The sequence below is a fragment of the Glaesserella sp. genome, from assembly GCF_041814905.1.
Taxonomy (GTDB): Bacteria; Pseudomonadota; Gammaproteobacteria; order Enterobacterales; family Pasteurellaceae; genus Glaesserella.
Map to the genome: position 1 here is coordinate 1 of NZ_JBGXYA010000083.1, position 20,922 is coordinate 20,922.

The 20,922-nt window shown below is 40.8% G+C and carries 21 protein-coding genes; 12 read left to right on the plus strand and 9 right to left on the minus strand.

What is annotated here, in order from left to right; translation table 11 throughout:
* The coding region (locus ACEYJ7_RS11345; RefSeq protein ID WP_373779209.1) for a DEAD/DEAH box helicase at positions 1-2,205 on the plus strand (2,205 nt) is incomplete at its 5' end.
* Between the two features lie 44 nt (positions 2,206-2,249).
* Here the strand turns inward: ACEYJ7_RS11345 and ACEYJ7_RS11350 are convergent.
* Together ACEYJ7_RS11350 and grpE are read right to left on the minus strand one after the other, a co-directional pair.
* Positions 2,250-2,702: a DUF441 domain-containing protein gene (locus ACEYJ7_RS11350; protein ID WP_373779210.1), complete on the minus strand. Its 453-nt coding sequence runs from the start codon at positions 2,700-2,702 to the stop codon at positions 2,250-2,252.
* Positions 2,703-2,786: 84 nt separating this feature from the next.
* Entirely contained in the window at positions 2,787-3,383 is a 597-nt protein-coding gene (gene grpE / locus ACEYJ7_RS11355; protein WP_373779211.1) for a nucleotide exchange factor GrpE, read from the minus strand.
* A 189-nt stretch (positions 3,384-3,572) separates the two neighbouring features.
* On the opposite strand from grpE, the gene aspS reads away from it, so the two are divergent.
* The 7 genes from aspS to ruvC all read left to right on the plus strand — a co-directional run bounded on the left by aspS (position 3,573) and on the right by ruvC (position 8,710).
* Positions 3,573-5,342, plus strand: coding sequence for an aspartate--tRNA ligase (gene aspS, locus ACEYJ7_RS11360; RefSeq protein WP_373779212.1), 1,770 nt, complete (start codon positions 3,573-3,575; stop codon positions 5,340-5,342).
* A gap of 95 nt (positions 5,343-5,437) precedes the next feature.
* Entirely contained in the window at positions 5,438-5,707 is a 270-nt protein-coding gene (locus ACEYJ7_RS11365; RefSeq protein WP_373767722.1) for a DUF1778 domain-containing protein, read from the plus strand.
* Positions 5,708-5,710: 3 nt separating this feature from the next.
* Positions 5,711-6,205: a GNAT family N-acetyltransferase gene (locus tag ACEYJ7_RS11370; RefSeq protein WP_373767723.1), complete on the plus strand. Its 495-nt coding sequence runs from the start codon at positions 5,711-5,713 to the stop codon at positions 6,203-6,205.
* Positions 6,206-6,215: 10 nt separating this feature from the next.
* A complete protein-coding gene (gene nudB / locus ACEYJ7_RS11375) occupies positions 6,216-6,665 on the plus strand; it encodes a dihydroneopterin triphosphate diphosphatase (protein WP_373779213.1) in 450 nt (149 codons plus the stop codon).
* Between the two features lie 138 nt (positions 6,666-6,803).
* Positions 6,804-7,544: a YebC/PmpR family DNA-binding transcriptional regulator gene (locus ACEYJ7_RS11380; protein WP_373779214.1), complete on the plus strand. Its 741-nt coding sequence runs from the start codon at positions 6,804-6,806 to the stop codon at positions 7,542-7,544.
* Between the two features lie 36 nt (positions 7,545-7,580).
* Positions 7,581-8,054 (plus strand): hypothetical protein, encoded by a 474-nt coding sequence (locus ACEYJ7_RS11385; protein ID WP_373779215.1) that lies wholly within the window; start codon positions 7,581-7,583, stop codon positions 8,052-8,054.
* A gap of 77 nt (positions 8,055-8,131) precedes the next feature.
* Entirely contained in the window at positions 8,132-8,710 is a 579-nt protein-coding gene (gene ruvC / locus ACEYJ7_RS11390) for a crossover junction endodeoxyribonuclease RuvC (protein WP_373779216.1), read from the plus strand.
* Here the strand turns inward: ruvC and ACEYJ7_RS11395 are convergent.
* From ACEYJ7_RS11395 to ACEYJ7_RS11405, 3 genes are all read right to left on the minus strand, one after another.
* The gene (locus ACEYJ7_RS11395) at positions 8,694-9,341 is read right to left on the minus strand and encodes a hydrolase (RefSeq protein WP_373779217.1); all 648 of its coding nucleotides are present in this window, start codon (positions 9,339-9,341) and stop codon (positions 8,694-8,696) included. The genes ruvC and ACEYJ7_RS11395 overlap by 17 nt on opposite strands.
* A gap of 50 nt (positions 9,342-9,391) precedes the next feature.
* Positions 9,392-9,736 carry a RidA family protein gene (locus tag ACEYJ7_RS11400; RefSeq protein WP_373779218.1) on the minus strand — a complete coding sequence of 115 codons (345 nt, stop codon included), beginning with the start codon at positions 9,734-9,736 and terminating at the stop codon, positions 9,392-9,394.
* Between the two features lie 80 nt (positions 9,737-9,816).
* Positions 9,817-10,854 carry a branched-chain amino acid aminotransferase gene (locus ACEYJ7_RS11405; protein ID WP_373779233.1) on the minus strand — a complete coding sequence of 346 codons (1,038 nt, stop codon included), beginning with the start codon at positions 10,852-10,854 and terminating at the stop codon, positions 9,817-9,819.
* Positions 10,855-11,279: 425 nt separating this feature from the next.
* Here ACEYJ7_RS11405 and ACEYJ7_RS11410 point away from each other — a divergent pair, with 425 nt between their 5' ends.
* Positions 11,280-12,173: a transcriptional regulator GcvA gene (locus ACEYJ7_RS11410; RefSeq protein WP_373779219.1), complete on the plus strand. Its 894-nt coding sequence runs from the start codon at positions 11,280-11,282 to the stop codon at positions 12,171-12,173.
* Positions 12,174-12,231: 58 nt separating this feature from the next.
* Here ACEYJ7_RS11410 and ACEYJ7_RS11415 read toward each other — a convergent pair whose 3' ends face one another.
* Both ACEYJ7_RS11415 and ACEYJ7_RS11420 read right to left on the minus strand, forming a co-directional pair.
* Positions 12,232-13,245, minus strand: coding sequence for a hypothetical protein (locus ACEYJ7_RS11415; protein WP_373779220.1), 1,014 nt, complete (start codon positions 13,243-13,245; stop codon positions 12,232-12,234).
* 221 nt (positions 13,246-13,466) lie between these two features.
* On the minus strand, positions 13,467-14,528 hold the full coding sequence (locus ACEYJ7_RS11420) for a hypothetical protein (protein ID WP_373779221.1): 1,062 nt from the start codon (positions 14,526-14,528) through the stop codon (positions 13,467-13,469).
* Positions 14,529-14,781: 253 nt separating this feature from the next.
* On the opposite strand from ACEYJ7_RS11420, the gene yjjG reads away from it, so the two are divergent.
* The 3 genes from yjjG to ACEYJ7_RS11435 are packed head-to-tail and all read left to right on the plus strand — an operon-like array spanning position 14,782 to position 17,115.
* Complete coding sequence (gene yjjG / locus ACEYJ7_RS11425) at positions 14,782-15,462, plus strand: pyrimidine 5'-nucleotidase (protein ID WP_373779222.1); 681 nt, start codon at positions 14,782-14,784, stop codon at positions 15,460-15,462.
* 28 nt (positions 15,463-15,490) lie between these two features.
* Positions 15,491-16,474: an HTH-type transcriptional regulator CysB gene (gene cysB, locus ACEYJ7_RS11430; RefSeq protein WP_373779223.1), complete on the plus strand. Its 984-nt coding sequence runs from the start codon at positions 15,491-15,493 to the stop codon at positions 16,472-16,474.
* Positions 16,474-17,115 carry a hypothetical protein gene (locus tag ACEYJ7_RS11435; protein ID WP_373779224.1) on the plus strand — a complete coding sequence of 214 codons (642 nt, stop codon included), beginning with the start codon at positions 16,474-16,476 and terminating at the stop codon, positions 17,113-17,115. The genes cysB and ACEYJ7_RS11435 overlap by 1 nt, the downstream gene beginning before the upstream one ends.
* A gap of 137 nt (positions 17,116-17,252) precedes the next feature.
* Here the strand turns inward: ACEYJ7_RS11435 and ACEYJ7_RS11440 are convergent, their stop codons facing one another.
* Positions 17,253-18,809: a SulP family inorganic anion transporter gene (locus ACEYJ7_RS11440; RefSeq protein ID WP_373779225.1), complete on the minus strand. Its 1,557-nt coding sequence runs from the start codon at positions 18,807-18,809 to the stop codon at positions 17,253-17,255.
* A 96-nt stretch (positions 18,810-18,905) separates the two neighbouring features.
* Positions 18,906-20,861, minus strand: a complete 1,956-nt coding sequence (gene recD, locus ACEYJ7_RS11445; protein ID WP_373779226.1) for an exodeoxyribonuclease V subunit alpha — start codon at positions 20,859-20,861, stop codon at positions 18,906-18,908.
* Between the last annotated feature and the right edge of the window lie 61 nt (positions 20,862-20,922).

The window sequence follows — 20,922 nt, forward strand, 5'->3', positions numbered from 1 at the left end:
CGTGATATTTTCGCCGAAAATATTGTACGCAGAGCAGCAGCAATAGCTCGTTATGATAATGTTAAAAGTACTTTCAAAGAGGAAAAAATTAAAGTTGAATTTGGTAAAGCAACTTTAGAATTAGCCGTATTGCAAGATGATCTCACAGGCTATGAAATGGTCGTTACTTCTTCAAATAATGCGGCGGTACAAAATATTTCAGAAGAGTTACCGCAAGTAAAAGCCCTAGGTAAAAATTGGCAAGATGAGCTACATCAACCCAAAGTAACCTATTTGCAAAACGTAGCAAGAAATTTGACCACTTGTAAAAAGATTAATAAGAAAAAAGTATATAAGGAGCTTGAATCTCAACAATCTTCTTGGGGGTTAATTGCATGTACTTTAGGGCGTAAAGCAAATCGAGATTTCTTTGTTGAACAATTTACGCAAGCACCAGATGAGAATGCTGATGGCTTTAAAGAAAATTATTTTGATAGCATTTACACATGGCGCCAAAAATATGCAGGACCTAATTTCTTTGAGGCGAAGAAGTTATTTTTAGAAAAGCAAAAAGCCGTTGAAACACACATTGAGCAGCTTTCACATTATATGCAAACGGTGTTGGAATGGAAAAAGTGGGCAGAGCTAGATGTTGAACAAGAAATTCAAAGCAATCAAAAATTGATTGAGCGAGCAATTTCGCTGCTTGAAAGTTTACAGCAAGATCAAATGCTTATTGAACAAGGTAAGCCTAATTTTTTTGCGAAGCTTTTTATGCCGAAAAAACAAAGAACGTATGTAGAAAAATTGCGAGAAAACTTTCAAGCGCAGAAAACGCAAAAAGATCACAAAATGCGTGCTGAAGATGCGTTAGAGCTGGCTCAGCAAAAGAAACAAGAAAAAACTAAGCTTCATCAGCAATTAAGTGTTTTACAGAAGCAATTAAGTAAAGTGCATACTCCAACCGATATGTTCAAAAATATTGAGCAAGATGAGTGGCAAATTAGCGGATTTTGGTCAGATGAAAATTTAAATCAGAAACGTGCTGAGTTATTCCAAGCTGCGCTTATTCTTCATGAAGCATGGATTTCAGAAAGCACAAAAGCAGGATTTAGTGGCAATATTTTAGCAATCAAGAATCTGATTAACGGGCAGCAACTTCAAGGCGAAAAAAGTAAAGTGGAGGAAACGGCAAAAGTAATTTGGCAAAGTCTATTTATGATAGTGCCTGTCGCTTCAACAACGTTTGCTTCATTTGGCTTTTTATTCCGTTATTTAGGAACAAATAGCCTTGGTTGGGTATTTGTGGATGAAGCCGGGCAGGCGATTCCACAAGCTGCTGTTGGTGCATTATGGCGTGCGAAAAATGCGGTAGTAGTAGGCGACCCACTACAAATTGAACCTGTGTTTACTACGCCTGAGAATCTGACAGATATTTTGTTGAAAACAAGCAACGTCAATGTTAATTTTGAGGTTTCGCCACATAAAACGTCGGTGCAAGTTCTCGCAGATAAAGCCAATCCGTATGGAGCAAGCATTTATTTTGACAATGAAGAAACTTGGATTGGTAGCCCTTTGCGTGTACATCGTCGTTGCTTGGAGCCTATGTTCTCTATTTCAAACCGAATTGCTTACCAAGGAAAAATGGTATTTGGAATGAATAAAAAATTGCCAGATAGCGATCCTTGGCTAATGCAACAAAGTGCTTGGTTGAATCTTTCTGAAGGAGGTGCACAAGAACAAAAAGAAATTGAATTTGTGGCAGATCTATTCCATCAGCTTTGTAAGTTTAGCTACAAATATAAAAAGAAAATATTACCGCCTGTGTATATAATTTCGCCATTTAAAGACATTTGTGAGCAAATTCGTTCAACACTGGCAAGCAAAGAAGAACTTTGGAAAGCCTTTGAAACAAAAGGCTCTGAATGGGTGGATAAAAACGTAGGAACAGTTCATACTTTCCAAGGTAAGGAAAATAGCATTGTTTTGTTAGTTTTGGGAAGAAATGCAACCGATATTGGCAGAGCAGCTCCGTTGGTTACAAAGCCTAATTTATTGAACGTAGCGGCAACCCGAGCAAAAGATCGCTTCTTTGTAATTGGTAATTATGAAGTTTGGAAAGAAAAATATGAATGCTTTAAGCAAACCTCACCAATTTTAAAAGAGGTCATTGAAGCAAATAAATTCTTTAAAGATTTTGTTGAACGTGTTCAGGCACATAAATAAGAATTAAGGACAATACATTATGTGTTGCCCTTGTTTTTTGAAATTTAAATTTTACCTACAACCAGCGACAAAATCCCCGCTGCAATTAACGGTCCGACAGGTACGCCTTTTAAGAATGCGACGCCGATAATGGTACCGATTAATAGCCCCGTAACCAATACAGGTTGGTTGCCCATGAGATTGACACCGCGTCCGCCGAGCCATGCAACGATGATACCGGCTACGATTGCGATAATCATCTTCCAGTTAAGCAACTGGGCGATTTCAGGGAAAGCAATTCGCCCTGATACAAGCGGGGCAAGTACGCCGATCGTTAGAATGATAATGCCGATTTTAATACCGTATTGATCGAGATAAGGCACATATTTTGCCAATAATGTTTGTTGCATAATCAATAAGACGGCAGCGGAAATGGTCACGGCACTATTTTGGCTGAAAATACCGAGTAAAATTAAGGCGACAAGTAGCAGGGCAACGGAATTAAATTGTAGAGACATAGTGAACAAGCGGTCTGATTTGAGGAAAATTTTGCAAATTCGGAAAAATGAAATGGTATGGATAAACCATACCATTTGTATTCATTAACTTGCTACCATCACCATCGCCGGGCGAATGACACGACCGTGTAAGGTATAACCTTTTTGTAAGACCACACTAATGTGGTTGCTTTCAATTCCGTCGGCAGGTTGCATTGAGATCGCTTGGTGAAGGTCAGGATTAAAGGATTCGCCCACTACACCAACCGCTTCAATACCAAAGTGATTTAAGGTTGATACTAAACCTTTGAGGGTTAATTCCACGCCGGATTTGACGCTTTCTTCCGTACCTTCAAGAGCTTGTAAACCGCGCTCCAAGTTGTCGACGACAGTTAACATCTCTTTGGAGAATTTTTCTAAGGCGAATTTGTGGGCTTTTTCTACATCTTGTTCGGCACGGCGGCGAATATTTTCAATTTCCGCACGGGCGCGCAGCTGAATATCTTGTTCGCGTTTATCCGCTTCGGCAATGTATTCTTCCAGCTCTTGTACGCGAGCAATCGCCTCTGCAAGCGGGTCGATTTCTTCATTTTTTTGCAATTCGGCTTCAGGCGTTTGTTCTGTGGTTTGAACATCTTGAATTTGTTCGGTTTCTTTCGTTACGTCTTGTTCTGTTTGATTCTTTTCTGTTTGGTTTGTCATTGCTAGTCCTCTAAACAACATGAAATGTGATTTTGCAAATGATTGCATTAAAACGACCGTTAATATAGCGACAAATTAAGGGAATTCAAGGTATAAATCATTATTTTGCAGGGAATCTGTTTTCTCATCGCGCTTTTCGCTATAATCCCGCCTAATTTTTTCCAAATTTTATAAGAAGGATAACTAGATATGATGCGTTCTCATTATTGCGGTGTGTTAAACCGTACTCACGTTGGTGAGCAAGTAACATTAAGCGGTTGGGTACACCGTGTGCGTAACCTTGGTCGTTTTATTTTTATGCAAATTCGTGACCGTGAAGGGATCGTGCAGGTTTTCTTTGATGAGAAAGATGAAGCCTTATTCAAACAAGCCTCTGCGTTGCGTGCGGAAGCCTGTGTGCAAATTAAAGGCGAAGTGATTGCGCGTGATGCGTCGCAAATCAATAAAGAGATGGCAACAGGTGAAATTGAAGTGTTGGTAAAAGAGCTTGTAGTGTATAACAACTCAGAAGTATTACCGCTCGATTTCAATCAAAACAACACTGAAGAACAGCGTTTAAAATACCGTTACTTAGATTTACGCCGTCCTGAAATGGCGGAACGTTTGAAAACCCGTGCAAAAATTACCAGCTTTGTTCGTCGTTATATGGACGACAATGGTTTCCTTGATATTGAAACGCCGATGCTCACCAAAGCAACCCCTGAAGGTGCGCGTGACTATTTAGTGCCAAGCCGTGTGCATAAAGGCAAATTCTATGCGTTACCACAGTCACCGCAATTATTTAAACAGTTGCTGATGATGTCAGGTTTTGACCGTTACTACCAAATCGTAAAATGTTTCCGTGATGAAGATTTGCGTGCAGATCGTCAGCCTGAATTTACCCAAATCGATGTGGAAACCACCTTTATGACCGCCCCTGAAGTGCGTGCGATGATGGAAAAAATGATCCGTGGCTTGTGGTTAGATCGTTTAAATGTTGATTTAGGCGAGTTCCCACAAATGACCTTTGCTGAAGCAATGCGTCGTTATGGTTCGGACAAGCCTGATCTGCGTAACCCGTTAGAGTTGGTTGATGTGGCGGATATTCTAAAAGATGTTGAATTTAAAGTATTCAGTGGTCCTGCCAACGATCCTGAAGGACGTGTTGCGGTAATTCGTGTGCCGAATGGGGCGGAAATTACCCGTAAACAGATTGATGAATATACCCAATTTGTCGGCATTTATGGGGCAAAAGGCTTAGCGTGGGCAAAAGTGAATGACGTAAACGCCGGTTTAGAAGGTTTACAAAGCCCGATTGCTAAGTTCTTAACTGATGATGTGGTTAAAGCGTTATTAGCGCGTGTCAATGCACAAAACGGCGATATTATCTTCTTTGGTGCGGACAGTGAAAAAGTGGTTACTGATGCGATGGGGGCGTTACGTTTGAAAGTGGGACGTGATTTAGGTTTAACGGATCTCACCGCTTGGAAACCACTTTGGGTTGTCGATTTCCCAATGTTTGAAAAAGATGACGAAGGTAACTGGTCAGCAATGCACCACCCATTCACCGCACCAAAAGATTTAAGCCCTGAAGAGCTGGTTCAAAATCCAAAAGGTGCTGTGGCGAATGCTTACGATATGGTGATTAACGGCTATGAAGTGGGCGGTGGCTCTGTGCGTATTTTCGACCCGAAAATGCAACAAACGGTGTTCGGTATTTTAGGCATTAACGAAGAAGAACAAAAAGAGAAATTTGGCTTCTTACTTGATGCGTTAAAATTCGGTACACCACCACACGCAGGCTTGGCGTTCGGGTTAGACCGTTTAACGATGTTAATTACTGGCACAGAAAATATCCGTGATGTGATTGCCTTCCCGAAAACAACGGCGGCAGCTTGTTTGATGACCGATGCCCCAAGTTTCGGTAATCCGAAAGCCTTGGCGGAGCTGGCGATTCAAACAACGGTGGAAAAAGAGTAATAAGATTTGGGGTGGAATATTTTCCACCCCTTATTTTGTCTTGCTATTTTCGATTTTGGCTTCTAAAATGTGCCAAAATGACACAGGAGGAAATAATGGCACAGGCAAATTTACCCCGTATTACTGCACGGATTGATTCGGCAACACAAGAATTATTGCTTAATGCAGCGGCTTTAGTTGGGATTTCCAGCATTAATTCTTTTGTACTTAACGCTGCGATAGAAAAAGCGAATGCGATTTTACAAGCGGAAAAAATAACGCAATTTAACGATGAAGATACTCGCTTATTGCTACACTACTTAGATAACCCACCGGCACCGAATGAACAGTTGAAAGCTCTTTTCCAAAATAGTGAAAAGGGATAAACAATGGAAATTCAGTTGTTAAATACGAAAGTGCATAATCGAGCGGAGTTTGATTGTGGTAATCAAAGTTTAAACCTGTTTTTGCGACAAATGGCAAATCAGCAGGCAATAAAAGATACCGCCCGAACCTATGTGTTGGTCGAGCCACAAAATCCAACGGAAATTGTGGGATTTTATACTTTAACGATGACAAGGTTAGAATTAGCTGAGTTACCTGATAGTTTACAAAAACAGTCAAAGTTTCCCCTTTCAGCTGGGCTGTTAGCTCGCTTGGGAATTGATAAAAAATATCAACATCAAGGTTATGCTAAAATACTTTTGCGTGATGCTCTGAGAAATATTTATCAAGCCAGTCAAATTATCGGTTTTCCGATTATTGTTGTAGATGCTAAAGAAGGTGTAGCTGATTTTTATCAGAAGTATGGCTTTATGCCGATTCAACAAAGCCCGACTCGCTTATATTTAATGGTGAGAACTCTAGAAAAATTATTAGAATAAGCTGAATATAATGAATTACAAAAATCCCCATTCTGTTCTCGTCGTGATTTATGCCGAAAAAACTCGGCGGGTCTTAATGCTCCAACGCCAAGACGATCCAACCTTTTGGCAATCGGTAACAGGGACGATTGAAACAGGGGAAACACCTTATCAAACGGCATTGCGTGAAGTGAGAGAAGAAGTCGGAATTGATATTTTTGCTCAAAATTTATCCCTTTATGACTGCCGATATAGCGTGAAATTTGAGATTTTTCCGCAATTCCGTTATAAATACGCCCCCGATATTACGCATAACACGGAACATTGGTTTTTATTGGCATTGCCCGATGAGATCGAACCGATATTGACGGAACATTTGGCGTATCAATGGCTTTCGGTAGATGATGCGGTGGCACTCACCAAATCACCAAATAACGCCGAAGCGATTGCAAAATATTTAACAATCAACTCCCCTCTTTAGAAAAGAGGGGCAGGGGGAGATTTGATAGCAATGTCAAATTCTCTTATGAGCGAGAAGCAGTTCTGCCAAATCTCCCCTAACCCCTCTTTGCTAAAGAGGGGGATTTTTTCAAAACATAATAAAGAAGGAAACAAGAGAATGGCTGGTCATAGTAAGTGGGCTAACATTAAACACCGCAAAGCAGCGCAAGATGCGCAACGCGGTAAAATTTTTACCAAATTAATTCGTGAATTGGTGACAGCTGCAAAATTGGGCGGTGGTGACGTGAATTCAAACCCACGTTTGCGTGCGGCGGTTGATAAAGCGTTATCTAACAATATGACGCGCGATACCATCAACCGTGCGATTGATCGCGGAGTGGGTGGCGGTGACGATACTAATATGGAAACCAAAATTTATGAAGGTTACGGTCCGGGTGGAACGGCTGTGATGGTTGAGTGTCTAAGTGATAATGCAAACCGCACTATTTCACAGGTTCGTCCGAGTTTTACTAAATCCGGCGGTAACTTAGGGACCGAAGGTTCCGTGGGTTATCTTTTCAGTAAAAAAGGGTTAATTTTAATTGCTGATGCGGATGAAGATGCATTGACGGAAGCGGCAATTGAAGCCGGCGCTGATGATATTCAGCCGCAAGATGACGGTAGCTTTGAAATCTACACAGCTTGGGAAGATTTAGGCACCGTGCGCGACGGTATCGAAGCAGCAGGTTTCAAAGTCGAAAATGCGGAAGTGACAATGATTCCGTCAACTACAGTAGATTTGGATGCGGAAACAGCACCAAAACTTCTCAAACTGATTGATTTGCTGGAAGATTGTGATGATGTACAAAACGTTTATCATAATGGTGAAATCAGTGATGAGGTCGCGGCTTTATTGTAAAGCCATCCATTGTAACTAAAAGTGAGGGAGTTCCCGATGAAACACGTTAAATTCACAGCGACAGCCTTAGCTGCTTTAATCTTAGCGGCTTGTTCACAAACCTCAACCCCTGTTGAAAGCGTACCGCAAGCAACGGTTCAGGAAACTGTTCCTGCTAACGTTCAAGTGAACGAGCAGAAATTAGCGACTACAGCAAAAAGTGTTGCTTATTTCTGCGACGGTAATTTAGTCAGTGCGGCTTATACCTTTGACGGTCAAAATGCGAGAGCCGCAGCAGTTAGAGTGGGGGAAAACCTCGTGACGGATACTTTAGTTCGTGATGTGACCAATACGGATTTTGCTTCTTTCGTTTCGGCAAATTATGTTTGGAATGTGGAGCCCTCTCTCACGTTAGATACTTTCGATAAAGCCAAAGCGGTAATGTTGACTCGGAAGGGCGGCAATAGTGATGTGGTTTTGGTGAAAAACTGTAAAATCAGATCAGCAGCAACGGCTAAGTTAAACCAATAAATCTTAGCCGGATTAACAAGCGGTCGGAAATGCAACATTTTTTGCAAATCCGTCCGCTTTTTTATGCGGAACAACGTATGGCAATTATTTTAGGCATAGATCCCGGCTCGCGCGTAACCGGCTATGGGGTTATTCGTCAAGCAGGGCGGCAACTTCAATATCTCGGCAGCGGTGCTATTCGGACTTCCGTGGACGATTTACCCACCCGCTTAAAGCGTATTTATGCCGGTGTAACGGAAATCATCACTCAGTTTCAGCCCGATATGTTTGCGATTGAACAGGTATTTATGGCCAAAAATGCCGATTCTGCCTTAAAACTCGGGCAAGCAAGAGGAACTGCGATTGTGGCGGCGGTTAATCATGATTTGCCCGTATTTGAATATGCAGCACGTTTGGTGAAACAGACGGTGGTAGGAATTGGTTCGGCAGATAAAATTCAAGTACAAGAGATGGTAACCCGTATTTTACAGCTTTCGGACAAGCCGCAAGCCGATGCGGCGGATGCGCTGGCGATTGCCATTACTCACGCTCATTCGATTCAACATTCCCTTACCGTTGCCAATCATAGCAAGCAAGCCGTGAGTTCTGAAAAAGAACAAATGCTTGCGTTAATGAAAACCCGTTATAGTCGCGGGCGTTTCAGGTTGAAAGGCTAACAAGCGGTAGGTTTTGCCGTAAATTTTGCAAAATATAGTCCATTGCCGACATTCCCGTTGAAAGTTTATGCCGAAAAATATGCAGGGCGTTGGAGTGTTGGGCATAAATCACTTCGTTAATATCCGGACCTTGTTCGATATTCCATTGCTGCCCTGCGCGGGCAACGATATCGGAAATCGTCAGGCGTTTAATCTCTGCGCGAATATTGATCCAAAATGCGGCTTGCGGCTTCGTTTGCGGATGACGGTAAATATTCGACCCGAGCCACACTAAGGTTCCTTCTCCCACAGGATCGAGCGTTACTAAGATTTGTACTTCAAATCCTTTCGTTTTTAGTAATTGAGATAAATGTGCCGCATTCCAACCGCCTAAACTGTGTCCGATCAGATAGATCAAATCATTTGGTTTGAGTTTGCTTAGCACATTTTTTTCAATATCTTTTAAGTGATAAATACGATTATAGCCGTAAGTGTGAATAAAAATACGCTCGATGGAACCGAACTCTTTTTGTAATGCGAGCAAAAAACGTTGGCGGGCGCGGTTGATATGACGTAGCGGACCGATAAGATAATAGGGTTCTTGATCGGCTGCGCCGCCGATAAAGAATATGTGGGCATTAGCATAAGACATATAAATCTCCGAGTAATGTTCCCCTCTACAAGAAGGGGAACGGGGATTTATCAGATGGCTGCGGTAACGACAATTTCAACTTTCCAATTCGGATTGGCAAGTTTTGCCTCAATAGACGCTCGAGGCGGTGAATTGCCTGACGGCACCCATTCGTCCCATGCGCGGTTCATTTCATCAAATTCGATCATGTTGGTGACAAATACTTGTGCCATAAGAATACGGCTTTTATCCGTTCCCGCTTCTTCTAACAATTTGTCAATTTCCGCCAATACCTGCTTGGTTTGACCGTACATATCTAAAGAATCATCTTCAGGCACTTGTCCGGCAAGGTAGGCAATCCCGTTATAAACCGCCATTTCAGACAGGCGTTTACCGACTTGAAAACGTTGAATCATCTTTTTTCTCCTGATAAAACAAGCGGTGAGTTTTGTCGATTATTTTGCAAATTATCGCCGAAATCCCACCGCTTGTATCATTATTCTACTTTCACAATCCAGCCTTCCGGCGCTTCAATATCACCGAATTGGATTCCGACCAGTTCATTATACAGACGCTTGGTTACCGGACCGACTTCCGTTTCGGAATAGAAGACGTGGAAATTATCGTGGTATTGAATTCCGCCAATCGGGGTAATAACGGCTGCCGTACCGCATGCGCCGGCTTCGGTAAATTGATCCAATCGGTCAATATAGACGTCACCTTCAATCGCTTCCATTCCTAAACGTTCTTTTGCCAAATAAAGCAGTGAATATTTGGTAATACTCGGCAGAATAGACGGAGAATTTGGTGTGATGAATTTATTATCAGCCGTAATGCCGAAGAAGTTAGCGGAACCGACTTCTTCAATTTTAGTGTGTGTTTTCGGATCCAAATAGATACAGTCACCGAAATTACGTTCTTTCGCCAATTTACCCGGATACAAACTCGCCGCATAGTTACCGCCGACTTTTGCTGCGCCGGTACCGTAAGGCGCGGCACGGTCGTATTCGGAAACTAAAAAATTGGACGGGGCTAAACCGCCTTTGAAATAGGCACCGACCGGGCAACAGAATACGCAGAAAATAAATTCCGGTGCGGTACGAACACCGATATTTTCACCGACACCAATGACAAACGGGCGTAAATAAAGCGTTGCACCGGTACCGTAAGGTGCAACCCATTCTTCGTTTGCTTTAACGACTTCCTTACAGGCGCGGATAAAAAGTTCTGTCGGTACTTGCGGCATTAATAGGCGGTCGCAACTGTCTTGCATCCGTTTAGCGTTTTGATCCGGACGGAAAAGGTTGATTGAACCGTCTTTACAACGATAGGCTTTTAATCCTTCAAAACATTGTTGTCCGTAGTGTAATGCTGTGGAACCTTCGTTAATGTGGAGGGTATTGTCTGTGGTTAATTCACCGTTATCCCACGCACCGTCTTTCCAGTGAGCGATAAAACGATAGTCTGTTTTAATATAAGAAAATCCAAGATTTTGCCAGTCAATATTTTTTGTCATTGTTGTGTTCCTTTGTATGAAAGCGTTGGATATAACGTTACACTATTCTAAAGGAAATTAACAATTTAGGCGGAAAATTTTATTAATTTTTAGAAAATTTTGGCTTTTTGTAGCAGGATTCTTAGATTCTGATAGAATAGGCACATTTTTAGGAATAAAAAAACCGCCCAAATCGGGCGGCAACTAAACCAAAATAGGTTCAAAATATACAGGAAGTGAAACGAGTAACTTTTGTTACTCTAGTCTAGTTTCCTAGACCAATATGCAAACACAACATCATACTTAAAATTTATAATAGCTAAGATAGCTATCACTATCCGTTTAAGTATGGTGTGAATTTTAGAGTCGTTTGACCAGTTAGACAAACGAGATTTTTTTATTTTATTAATCAAAAAAAGTAATGTGATAGATTCCGTCATCTATCTAACCCTACAGTTAATTATATGAACAACAAAAAACTACCTCCATTAAATGCATTGAAGGCGTTTGAGTCCGCCGCCCGTCATTTAAATTTCACCAAAGCAGCAGATGAGTTATTTGTCACTCAAGCGGCGGTGAGTCATCAAATTAAATTATTAGAAGATTTTTTAGGCATTCAACTGTTTCATCGGCGTAACCGATTATTAGAACTGACGGAACTCGGTTTGCAATATTTTGATGATATCCGGCCACTTTTAGAGCAGATTTCTAAAGCAACAGATAAAATTCGAGCTAAAAACAGTCGTCAGATCTTAACCATCAGTGTTCCGCAGACTTTCGGTATGCATTGGCTTGTTCCGCGTTTAAATGATTTCCACGAAAGATTTCCGGATATTGAAGTGCGGATCAAAGGTGTCGATCAAGATGAAGGACAGTTAGGTAAAGAAATTGATGTGGCGATTTATTATGGATCAGGTAAGTGGGAAAATGTGGAATTTATCCGCCTGTCTGAAGCGCCACTGGTTATTTTAGCTTCTCCGCGTTTTCTGGAACGAAATCCGCTTAACAAACCCGAAGACTTGATCGGAAAAACATTATTACACGTATTTAGCCGCAATAAGTGGAAAAGAACCATTGAACATTTTGGATTAAATCATGCTATTGATGTGGAAGAAAGTGGTTCTATGTTCAGTCATACTTTTATGGCGCTACAAGCAGCAATGCACCAACAAGGTATTGCAATTGCGAATAAAATTTTGGCTCAACACGAATTGGCTCAAGGTAATTTGATTGAACCTTTTCCAACCGGTTTAAATGACGAAAAATCATTTTATGTCGTTTTTCCGCCACAAATGGCAGAAGTTGCCAAAGTGCAGCATTTTGTGGATTGGATAACCCAAGAAATTCGTCGTGAATAAATAAAAAATCAAGGCGTTTAAACCGGATTTAAACGCCTTTTTTCAGTTTCTTTACTTTTTACTTCTCTACAGCATCGGCTTTAAGAATACCGATAGCATCATTTAAGCCTTCTTCTCTATTCAAATTTTTAAACCGAGTTTCGCCAACAATAACTTCTCCGTTTTTGCCGTACATCGCACCAGTAAATTCGCCGACTTTATCATCGCCTTGGTATAAATAAGGTGTAACCAGTGTGCCATTTGAATTCACTGGTGTTGGTTTTAATTGCCATACTTCATTTTCATTTGGACCCAAAATATCCAAATTCAACGTTTTGCTGTCAACTTGATAGTCACCGATAATTTCTGCATCCATAGGTTCGGCAGATATATCTCCCTGATAGAAATAGTTCATCTTTCCTTTATAAGTCATATCTTCAACGGGGCTGGATCGTGGCGCACTATCGTCGATTGCCAACAGCTGTATATAAGTAGGATCGCCATGACTGGCGCGTCCAAAATCATAGCCGTAATAACCGAACATATAGCCATCTTTATCTACCAATTTTTCTACTAAATGCTGACCGGAGGAAAGCGCCTCACTACCCATTAGTTTGATATTTTGATTCTCATCAAGAATTACGACGGTTTTTGCACCATCATAACCAGGAATATCCCACTCTCGTTTTAAACGTTCAAAAACTGCTTTATGTTGTGTCAACAGTGTATCTTGAGTGACTTCTTTTTGAGGAAACTCAACAGGGTATAATTCACCGCTTGCATCATCGGTATCTATTTCGCTTCCGTTTCTAACTTCATCTGGTTTTTTAATCTCTTCTTCTGTGGTGTTTGAGGCAATATCAGAAGATTGTTGATTCTCTTTGGTGGTACCTTCTTCGGTTTTAGCTTTTTCGGTTTTAGCTTCTTCAGTCTGTTGAGATGAGTTTTTTTCGGAATCTGCCTCACTTTGTCCGGATTGGGTAGATTGATTACTTAAAGCGCTATTTACCGGTTTAGACGAATCTCCATGATTACAAGCGCTAAGGATAATTGCAGAAAGTAAGGTAAGACCAAATTGAGTTGAACGTTTCATTTAAGACATCCTAATAATTAATATGTAAAATAATAAGAGTTTTATAAAAATCATAAAGATTTACTTACATATTTTAGCAAGTTAGTTTTAGAAAAGTGATAAAATTTACATAATGAGAGTGAATTAATTATTTGAGTAATAAATAAAAGAGGCTAACGCTCTTCATTACTTCGAGGTTAACCTCTTTAATTTAACATAATGATATAACGAGGATTTTTAAACTATTTTTTTTCACCGACTAAAATACCGGACCAACGATCATTTTCAGCATAACCAATGATGAATTTTTTGTCATTGGCATCAGGAGCCGAGTCGATAAATTTAATATCTATGACCGCTTTATCCATTCCCGGCGTATATTGCGTACCACTTTCCGTTAAATGCGCTTGGATAATCTCGTTATTTTCAGTAGCCTGAATTTCCAATCCGTTTATCGTCCCTTTAAAGGTAAAGACTGGAGCGTCACCGACATTTTTATCAATAATATTTCCTGTTGCGACCCCTCCATCAAACTGAAGATTTACATCACCTTTTTTCACAATGCGTGCGACATAATCGTTGTTATGGGGGATTGCCCCGTAGATAAAACCATCCGCTTTATGATAAGTCGCCGTTAAATCGGCAGGTATACTTTTATTGATACGATTTTCATCAACTAATGCAAAATATTGGCGATAGCGATCGTCCGCATTAATCGTATAATTACTCGGTGAATCACTGTAATGACCGTAGAATATGTTATCGGCAAGGGGATAAATTTCATAATCGTTATGCTGTATTAGTGTATTAATTTCACTCAGTGGTAGGACGATTTGCTGTTTGTCTTCAAGAATTAGGTTTCCGTGTTTGTCGAAAGTGTCTTCACCTTCTCTTCGTTTAAATGTGTAAAGATTTATTGTTTGGGTTTCTTGATTAAATTGAGCCTTCCCAAACGTTTGGTAGTTTGTCTTAATTTCCGGTAATTCAACTTTCGGTACTTCAGGCTGTTCAACTTTCGGTACTTCAGGCTGTTCAACTTTCGGTACTTCAGGCTGTTCAACTTTCGGTACTTCAGACTGTTCAACTTTCGGTACTTCAGGCTGTTCAACTTTCGGCGTTTCAGGTTGTTCAACTTTCGGCGCTTCAGGTTGTTTAACTTTCGGTGCCTCAGGTTGTTGGACTTTGGATTGATCGACTTTTCCTGATTGGGAAGGGGGATTTGTTCCGCTACTGCCACCGCTGCCGCAAGCGGTTAAAATAACGGCGGAAAGTAGGGTTAAACTGAATTTAGCTGAAACTTTCATTTCAATGCTCCTATATAAACACACACAAAAAAATAGTAAAAAAATTAAAAATAAATCCATAAAATGGGAATGGGTATTTTAATAAATTTAATAAAAAAGATGAGTAAATTTACATTTAAACGGCACGATTGATTATTTTTATATCAAAAAGTATCAAAAGATATAAAAAATGAGCTAGAATAGCATATCAATACAAGCGGTTAGATTGAGCAAATATTTTGCAATCTAACCGTTTATCTTTACGGGGAGAACCATGAAATACCAATGGATGTTGTTTGATGCGGATGAAACGTTATATTCGTTCAATTCCTATTTAGGTTTAAATACGATGTTAAAGCGTTACGGCATTGATTTTACACAACAAGATTACGATGAATTCCAAGCGGTAAATAAACCGTTATGGGTTGCGTATCAAAATAAAGAAATTAATGCGGACGAATTAAAACATCGACGCTTTGCCAAACTTTCGGCGCAGACAGGGCAGTGTGCAAACACCTTGAACCATGAGTTGATGGAAGAAATGGCTTTAGTCAGCTTACCGCTTGTCGGCGTCGAGTCTATGTTAAGTACATTGTACGGCAGAGTAAAAATGGGGATTATCACCAACGGTTTTAATGCTTTACAACAGAAACGTCTTAGAAATACGGGGACGGAACGTTTTTTTGAGATAGTGATTACTTCCGAGAATGTTGGTGCGGCAAAGCCTGAGCCAAAGATATTTGAGTACGCGTTTTCTCAAATGGGTGAGTTTGATAAATCAAAGGTTTTGATGATCGGCGATACTTTGGCTTCCGATGTATTGGGCGGAAATCAAGTCGGTGTCGATACCTGTTGGTTTAATCCGCATCAACATAAAAATGAAACAGCCATTCAGCCAACCTATGAAATTCATGACATTTTACAGCTTGTGGATATTGCAAGCGGTAAGATTTAAGCGAAAATTTGCAAAAACCGGAGTCATCATGAAACTACAGCAACTGCGTTATATTGTTGAGATTGTGAATCAAAATTTAAATATTACCGAGGCGGCAGAGAGTCTCTATACTTCTCAACCGGGGATCAGCAAGCAGGTTCGCCTCTTGGAGAGTGAACTCGGCATTAATATTTTTGAACGAAACGGTAAACATATTAAAGGACTAACGCCGGCCGGTGAGAAGATTGTTTCTATTGCACGTGAATTGTTGGTGAAGGCACAAAGCATTAAATCCGTAGCGGAAGAACAAACCCGACCGAATAAAGGTGTATTACGTATCGCAACGACGAATACTCAAGCACGTTATATGCTTCCGAAGGTCATTAATCAGTTCAAAGCGAAATATCCGGAGGTGAGCTTACATCTTCATCAAGGTTCGCCAAGTCAAATTTATGATGCTTTAATGGCCGGTGAAGTCGATTTGGCCATTACCACCGAAGCGCAATATTTATTTGAAAGTGCGATTTTACTGCCGTGCTATCTGTGGAACCGTTCAGTGATTGTCAAACCGGATCACCCGTTAGCCGAATTGGCGAAACAAAATCGTAAACTGACTGTCGAAGAGCTGGGTAAATATGATTTGATCACCTACACTTTTGGTTTTACCGGGCATTCTGATTTGGATCATGCTTTTAACAGTGTCGGGATTTTGCCAAATATTGTGTTTACGGCAACAGACGCCGATGTGATCAAAACTTATGTTCGTTTGGGTTTAGGTGTAGGTATCATGGCAACCATGGCGCATACTGCGGATGATACGGATTTGATTGCTATTGATGCAAGCCATTTATTTCAATCCAGCATGACTCAAATTGCATTTAAACGCGGTATGTTCTTACGCAATTATATGTATGATTTCATTCACTATTTTTCGCCGCATTTAACCAAAATGCAAGTTGAAAAAGCAGAACAATTAAGAGATAACAGTGCAATTTTACGTTTGTTTGAAAACACACAATTAGAGGAAAAATAATGAAATTTCTTAAAAAAGTGGCGTTAATCGCCGTTGCTTCCGTCGCTTTTATGAGTAGTGCAATGGCAGAAAATTTTAATATTAAATACAGTTCTAATTATTTAATGCCGGCATACGTCGATTTTAAATCGGACGGTAAGCAGTATTCCATTGTGTCTAAAATCAATGTGCCGTTATATAACATCGTGTTTACCAGTAAAGGTTATGAAAAAAATAACCAATTTTATATGCTCAGTTATCGAGATACCCGTAATGGTAAAAATTATGCGATTGCGGAACTGGATTCCAGTACAATTCAATACGGTAAAGTGAAAGAACCGCTTAAAAAAGAAGCGCTGACATTACCGACGTTTGATCTGTTCACTTTGGCATTCCAACTGAGTTATTACGAAAAATTACCTAACAGTTTCCAAACGACTAACGGCAAAAAGCTTTATCCGGCAGAAAACGTGGTGATTAACCAAACCACGAAAACAGTAAAATTAAAAGGTAAGAGTTATGATGAAATTACTTACCAATTTAAAACCGGTGATAAATATATTACGGTGAAGAAATTTGCCGGCGAAAAATTCCCTCGTTATATTTCTTATAGTCGCGATGGAGATAATTACGAGCTGACGTTTGACAGTTTTGTGAATTAGTCGCTTATTGCGTTATTTTTCAACGTCTCCATTTGCGGGAGACATCACAACAAGCGGTCAGTTTTAGCCCATTTTTTGCAAATTTTAGGCTGAAACCGACCGCTTGTTATATCGAAAATTTACGTACTTCCTTTAAATCAAATCCGACTGCGATGTTCTACCCGAACATTTGTATGTTCTATGCCTTCCTGATGTTCATAGTCATATTTAAAGCCGCGCAATTTAACCTGAATATTGTTTTCTTGAGCGTAGACATTAGTAAAGTCTTCCAGCAATTCAAGCACATCACTGGCAATATAAAGCGCTTTTTCCGCATTAATGGTAATTTTGGAATTTGGTTGAATATTTTTTAAAGTTTTCTTGATCGCTGCTTTATTTAAGAACGAAACTTCTTCGCCCAGCTCCAGCACAATTTCATCCGCATCGGCTAATTCTTCGCGGCTTAAATAGTAAGAACGTTTCATATTGCCGTACAAAATAAACAAAATGCTGATAACGAGACCGATTCCTACCCCTTTAAGCAGATCTAAGAACACCACCGCAATCATGGTTGCAAAAAACGGAATGAATTGGTAAATCCCTTTTTGCCAAAAGTGGAGGTAAGTTTTCGGCTGAGTGAGTTTATAACCGATTAGCACCAAGACCGCAGCCAAGCTTGCTAGCGGGATTTGATTCAATAATGTCGGAATCGACAATACGCAAATGAGTAACAATAAACCGTGAATAATCGCCGATAATTTATGTGTGGCGCCTGCATTGGCATTGGCGGAAGAACGCACGATGACAGAGGTCATCGGCAAGCCGCCGATAAATGAAGCCACAAGATTACCGATGCCTTGCGCTCTTAATTCACGGTTAGTATCGGTGATCCGACGGCGGACGTCCAAACGGTCAGCCGCTTCAATGGAAAGAAGTGTTTCGATAGATGCAACGACCGCAATAGTAACGCCGGTGACCCATACCACACTATTGGTAAAACCATTGAAATCAGGAAAACGGAGCAGACCTTCCGCTTCTTCTAATGAGTGAGGCACCGGTAATTGAACAAGTTGACTAGCGGGAATCGTAAGTGAGCTGTTAAAAAATAGAAAAAGGTTATTTAATAGAATGCCGGCAAAAACTGCAATCAAAGCGGAAGGGAGAAGCCTGAATTTCCGTAACCGTGGTGAATTATCCCAACCAATAATAATGGCAAGGGAAACGACCGCGACAATTACGGATCCGAAATGGATGTTATCAAGCGAACTAAATGTTTCCGATAAGCTTAGGCTACTGCCGAAGGCATAAGGAAGTTCTTTTAAAACGATAATAACCCCGATACCGGCGAGCATTCCTTCAATGACGGAAACGGGAATATAGTTGGTGATACTGCCGGCGCGTAGGATCCCCAACGTTAATTGGATAACCCCGGCAATGACCCCGGCACAGAGAAAAAGCTCAAATGTGCCAAGTTTGGTGATGGCGCTTAAAATAATGGCGGTTAATCCCGCAGCAGGACCGGAAACACTAATATGTGAAGTGCTGAGTACTCCAATCACTAAACCACCGACAATACCGGATAGAATACCAGACAAAGGCGGAGCGCCCGAAGCCAAAGCAATACCTAAACAGAGTGGTAGCGCGACTAAAAAAACGACCAACCCCGATGAAAAATTTTGTTTTAATAATTGTCCTTTGCTTTGCACGTTATTCATAATGACGCTCGCTTTGTTGATTGATGTGAATGCTATTCTAGTCCTTTTTATTTAAGAAAAATTTGGTTTAAATCATAATTTTTTCATTCAATAAAATTATTCGAATTGTTGTAGTTGTTCTCTTAAACCGCTTTGGCGTTGAACACGGATACTCACGGCCTGTTTCCACGTTTTTGCATCGCCGAATAGGCTGAATGTCGATTTAGCGCGAGTGACCGCAGTATAGAGGAGTTCTTTGGTTAACACCGGTGACGGCGTAAGTGGCATTATCATCAATGTATGTGTAAATTCAGAACCTTGCGACTTATGCACGGTCATCACATAAGCCGGTTCATAACTGGGTACACGGCTTGGAGAAATGCTGAGATATTCGCCGTTCATTTGGTTATCAAAATAGATGCGTAATTGCCCTTGCTCATCAGGCAACATAATGCCGATATCACCGCTGAAAATATGGTTTTGCGGTGCATTTTCGGTGATTAAAATCGGTTTGCCTACATAGCTGTCTCTACTGTGTTTAAAATGAATTAAGCGTGCTTGCAGTAAGGCTTCGGCAATCGTTTGATTTAACCGTTCAACGCCTAGCTCGCTCACCCTCAATGCCGATAAAAAACGTACTTTTTGGAATGCCGCAAACACCGCCGATACCGGTACTTGTTGCGGGGAAGCTTGGCGCTGTTTTACTAATGCCAAATAATCACGATAGAGTTCGACGGCTTTATGTACGACCATATCAACACAATATTGAATCCAACCTCGTTTTTCGCTGAATTCGGTCACCGACGGATAACCGTATAAATGCAGGTCATCAAATTGCGGATTTGCAAAAGTTTGCCAAGATCTGACCGCTTGTTGAGCGTTGATCTCTGCGGCTAAACGCCCGATACCGGAATTTTCGCCGAAACGATAGCTGTGACGCAGATGACATAATGAATCGCAAATCGCAGGAACTTGTGTATTTGCCGACTGAATCGGATAACCGGTCGTCTCCGTTAAATAAGCGCTATGTTGCGGGCTGTACCCGAAATGAATCAATTCACCTAATTCGCCCATCATATTTCCGGCTTCAACAGAGGCGAGCTGATCTTTATCACCGAGCAAAATAAGGCGTGTTGACGGCTTTAACGCATTTAATAACTTATCCATCACAAATAAGTCGATCATTGAGGCTTCATCAACTACCAATAAATCCAGATGAAGCGGATTGGTTTGATGATAACGCGGGGTATCGCTGTGCGGCATGATGCCGATCAGTGAGTGAATGGTCGACGATTTGATCGGAACGCTCTGTTTCACGGTTTCGGGTAAGTCTAATTCTGCAAGACTGGCAGAAATCGATTCTTTTAAACGCGCTGCCGCTTTACCGGTTGGTGCTGCAAGGGCAATATTTAACGGTGAGCGACCTTGTTTTAGTTGTTTGAGTTGCAATGTGGCTAATAACATTGCAACCGTGCGGGTTTTGCCGGTTCCCGGTCCGCCGGAAATTAAGCAAAACCGTTTGGCTAAGGCGGTGGCAACGGCCACTTGTTGCCAATCAATTTTCGCCTGTGGTGTGAACAGGGTGGACAAAATTGCTTTGTTCAGTTCGATCGTATTTGCATTTTGTTGCTCAATACTGACCGCTTGTTGTAGATAACGGGCAATTCGATTTTCCGCCTGCCAATAACGGTAAAAATAGAGGCGGTTTTGCTGAAAGAGTAGGGGCGCCACGTTGGACGGCACTTGGCTAAAAGCGATATGGTTATCTAATGTCTGCTGCCATACAAGCGGTGAGATATGACCGATTTTTTGCAAAATATCTGCGATAAAATCACGTTTGAGATTTTTGCCGGATAAATTAAACAGATTGTGCAAAGAAAGTTTTTCTAGGTGAATACAGCTGTCACCTTGCATCACTTGATATGAAACTAAAGCACTTAATAAAACGGCTAAGTGTTTTTGAGTTTCCGTGTAAGCGATATGTTGTTGTTTTTGATCGATCAATTTAGCAAATTGATAGTTTAACTCGGAAATTATCTTTTCTGATTTAAGATCCTGAAGCAGTTTGAGCATAATTAGCGATAATCTGAGAGAACAAATGCGTGGTGATTAGTATATATAAAAAATCCACGCA

Excerpts from the sequence above, each read along its gene's own strand:
- ACEYJ7_RS11370 (WP_373767723.1), top strand. The coding sequence starts at position 5,711 with ATGGAAATTCAGTTGTTAAATACGAAAGTGCATAATCGAGCGGAGTTT.
- ACEYJ7_RS11380 (WP_373779214.1), top strand. The coding sequence starts at position 6,804 with ATGGCTGGTCATAGTAAGTGGGCTAACATTAAACACCGCAAAGCAGCG.
- ACEYJ7_RS11410 (WP_373779219.1), top strand. The coding sequence starts at position 11,280 with ATGAACAACAAAAAACTACCTCCATTAAATGCATTGAAGGCGTTTGAG.
- ACEYJ7_RS11435 (WP_373779224.1), top strand. The coding sequence starts at position 16,474 with ATGAAATTTCTTAAAAAAGTGGCGTTAATCGCCGTTGCTTCCGTCGCT.
- recD (WP_373779226.1), bottom strand. The coding sequence starts at position 20,861 with ATGCTCAAACTGCTTCAGGATCTTAAATCAGAAAAGATAATTTCCGAG.
- ACEYJ7_RS11365 (WP_373767722.1), top strand. The coding sequence starts at position 5,438 with ATGGCACAGGCAAATTTACCCCGTATTACTGCACGGATTGATTCGGCA.
- ACEYJ7_RS11350 (WP_373779210.1), bottom strand. The coding sequence starts at position 2,702 with ATGTCTCTACAATTTAATTCCGTTGCCCTGCTACTTGTCGCCTTAATT.
- grpE (WP_373779211.1), bottom strand. The coding sequence starts at position 3,383 with ATGACAAACCAAACAGAAAAGAATCAAACAGAACAAGACGTAACGAAA.
- ACEYJ7_RS11415 (WP_373779220.1), bottom strand. The coding sequence starts at position 13,245 with ATGAAACGTTCAACTCAATTTGGTCTTACCTTACTTTCTGCAATTATC.
- yjjG (WP_373779222.1), top strand. The coding sequence starts at position 14,782 with ATGAAATACCAATGGATGTTGTTTGATGCGGATGAAACGTTATATTCG.
- ACEYJ7_RS11420 (WP_373779221.1), bottom strand. The coding sequence starts at position 14,528 with ATGAAAGTTTCAGCTAAATTCAGTTTAACCCTACTTTCCGCCGTTATT.
- ACEYJ7_RS11400 (WP_373779218.1), bottom strand. The coding sequence starts at position 9,736 with ATGATTCAACGTTTTCAAGTCGGTAAACGCCTGTCTGAAATGGCGGTT.
- aspS (WP_373779212.1), top strand. The coding sequence starts at position 3,573 with ATGATGCGTTCTCATTATTGCGGTGTGTTAAACCGTACTCACGTTGGT.
- ACEYJ7_RS11395 (WP_373779217.1), bottom strand. The coding sequence starts at position 9,341 with ATGTCTTATGCTAATGCCCACATATTCTTTATCGGCGGCGCAGCCGAT.
- ruvC (WP_373779216.1), top strand. The coding sequence starts at position 8,132 with ATGGCAATTATTTTAGGCATAGATCCCGGCTCGCGCGTAACCGGCTAT.
- cysB (WP_373779223.1), top strand. The coding sequence starts at position 15,491 with ATGAAACTACAGCAACTGCGTTATATTGTTGAGATTGTGAATCAAAAT.
- ACEYJ7_RS11385 (WP_373779215.1), top strand. The coding sequence starts at position 7,581 with ATGAAACACGTTAAATTCACAGCGACAGCCTTAGCTGCTTTAATCTTA.
- ACEYJ7_RS11440 (WP_373779225.1), bottom strand. The coding sequence starts at position 18,809 with ATGAATAACGTGCAAAGCAAAGGACAATTATTAAAACAAAATTTTTCA.
- nudB (WP_373779213.1), top strand. The coding sequence starts at position 6,216 with ATGAATTACAAAAATCCCCATTCTGTTCTCGTCGTGATTTATGCCGAA.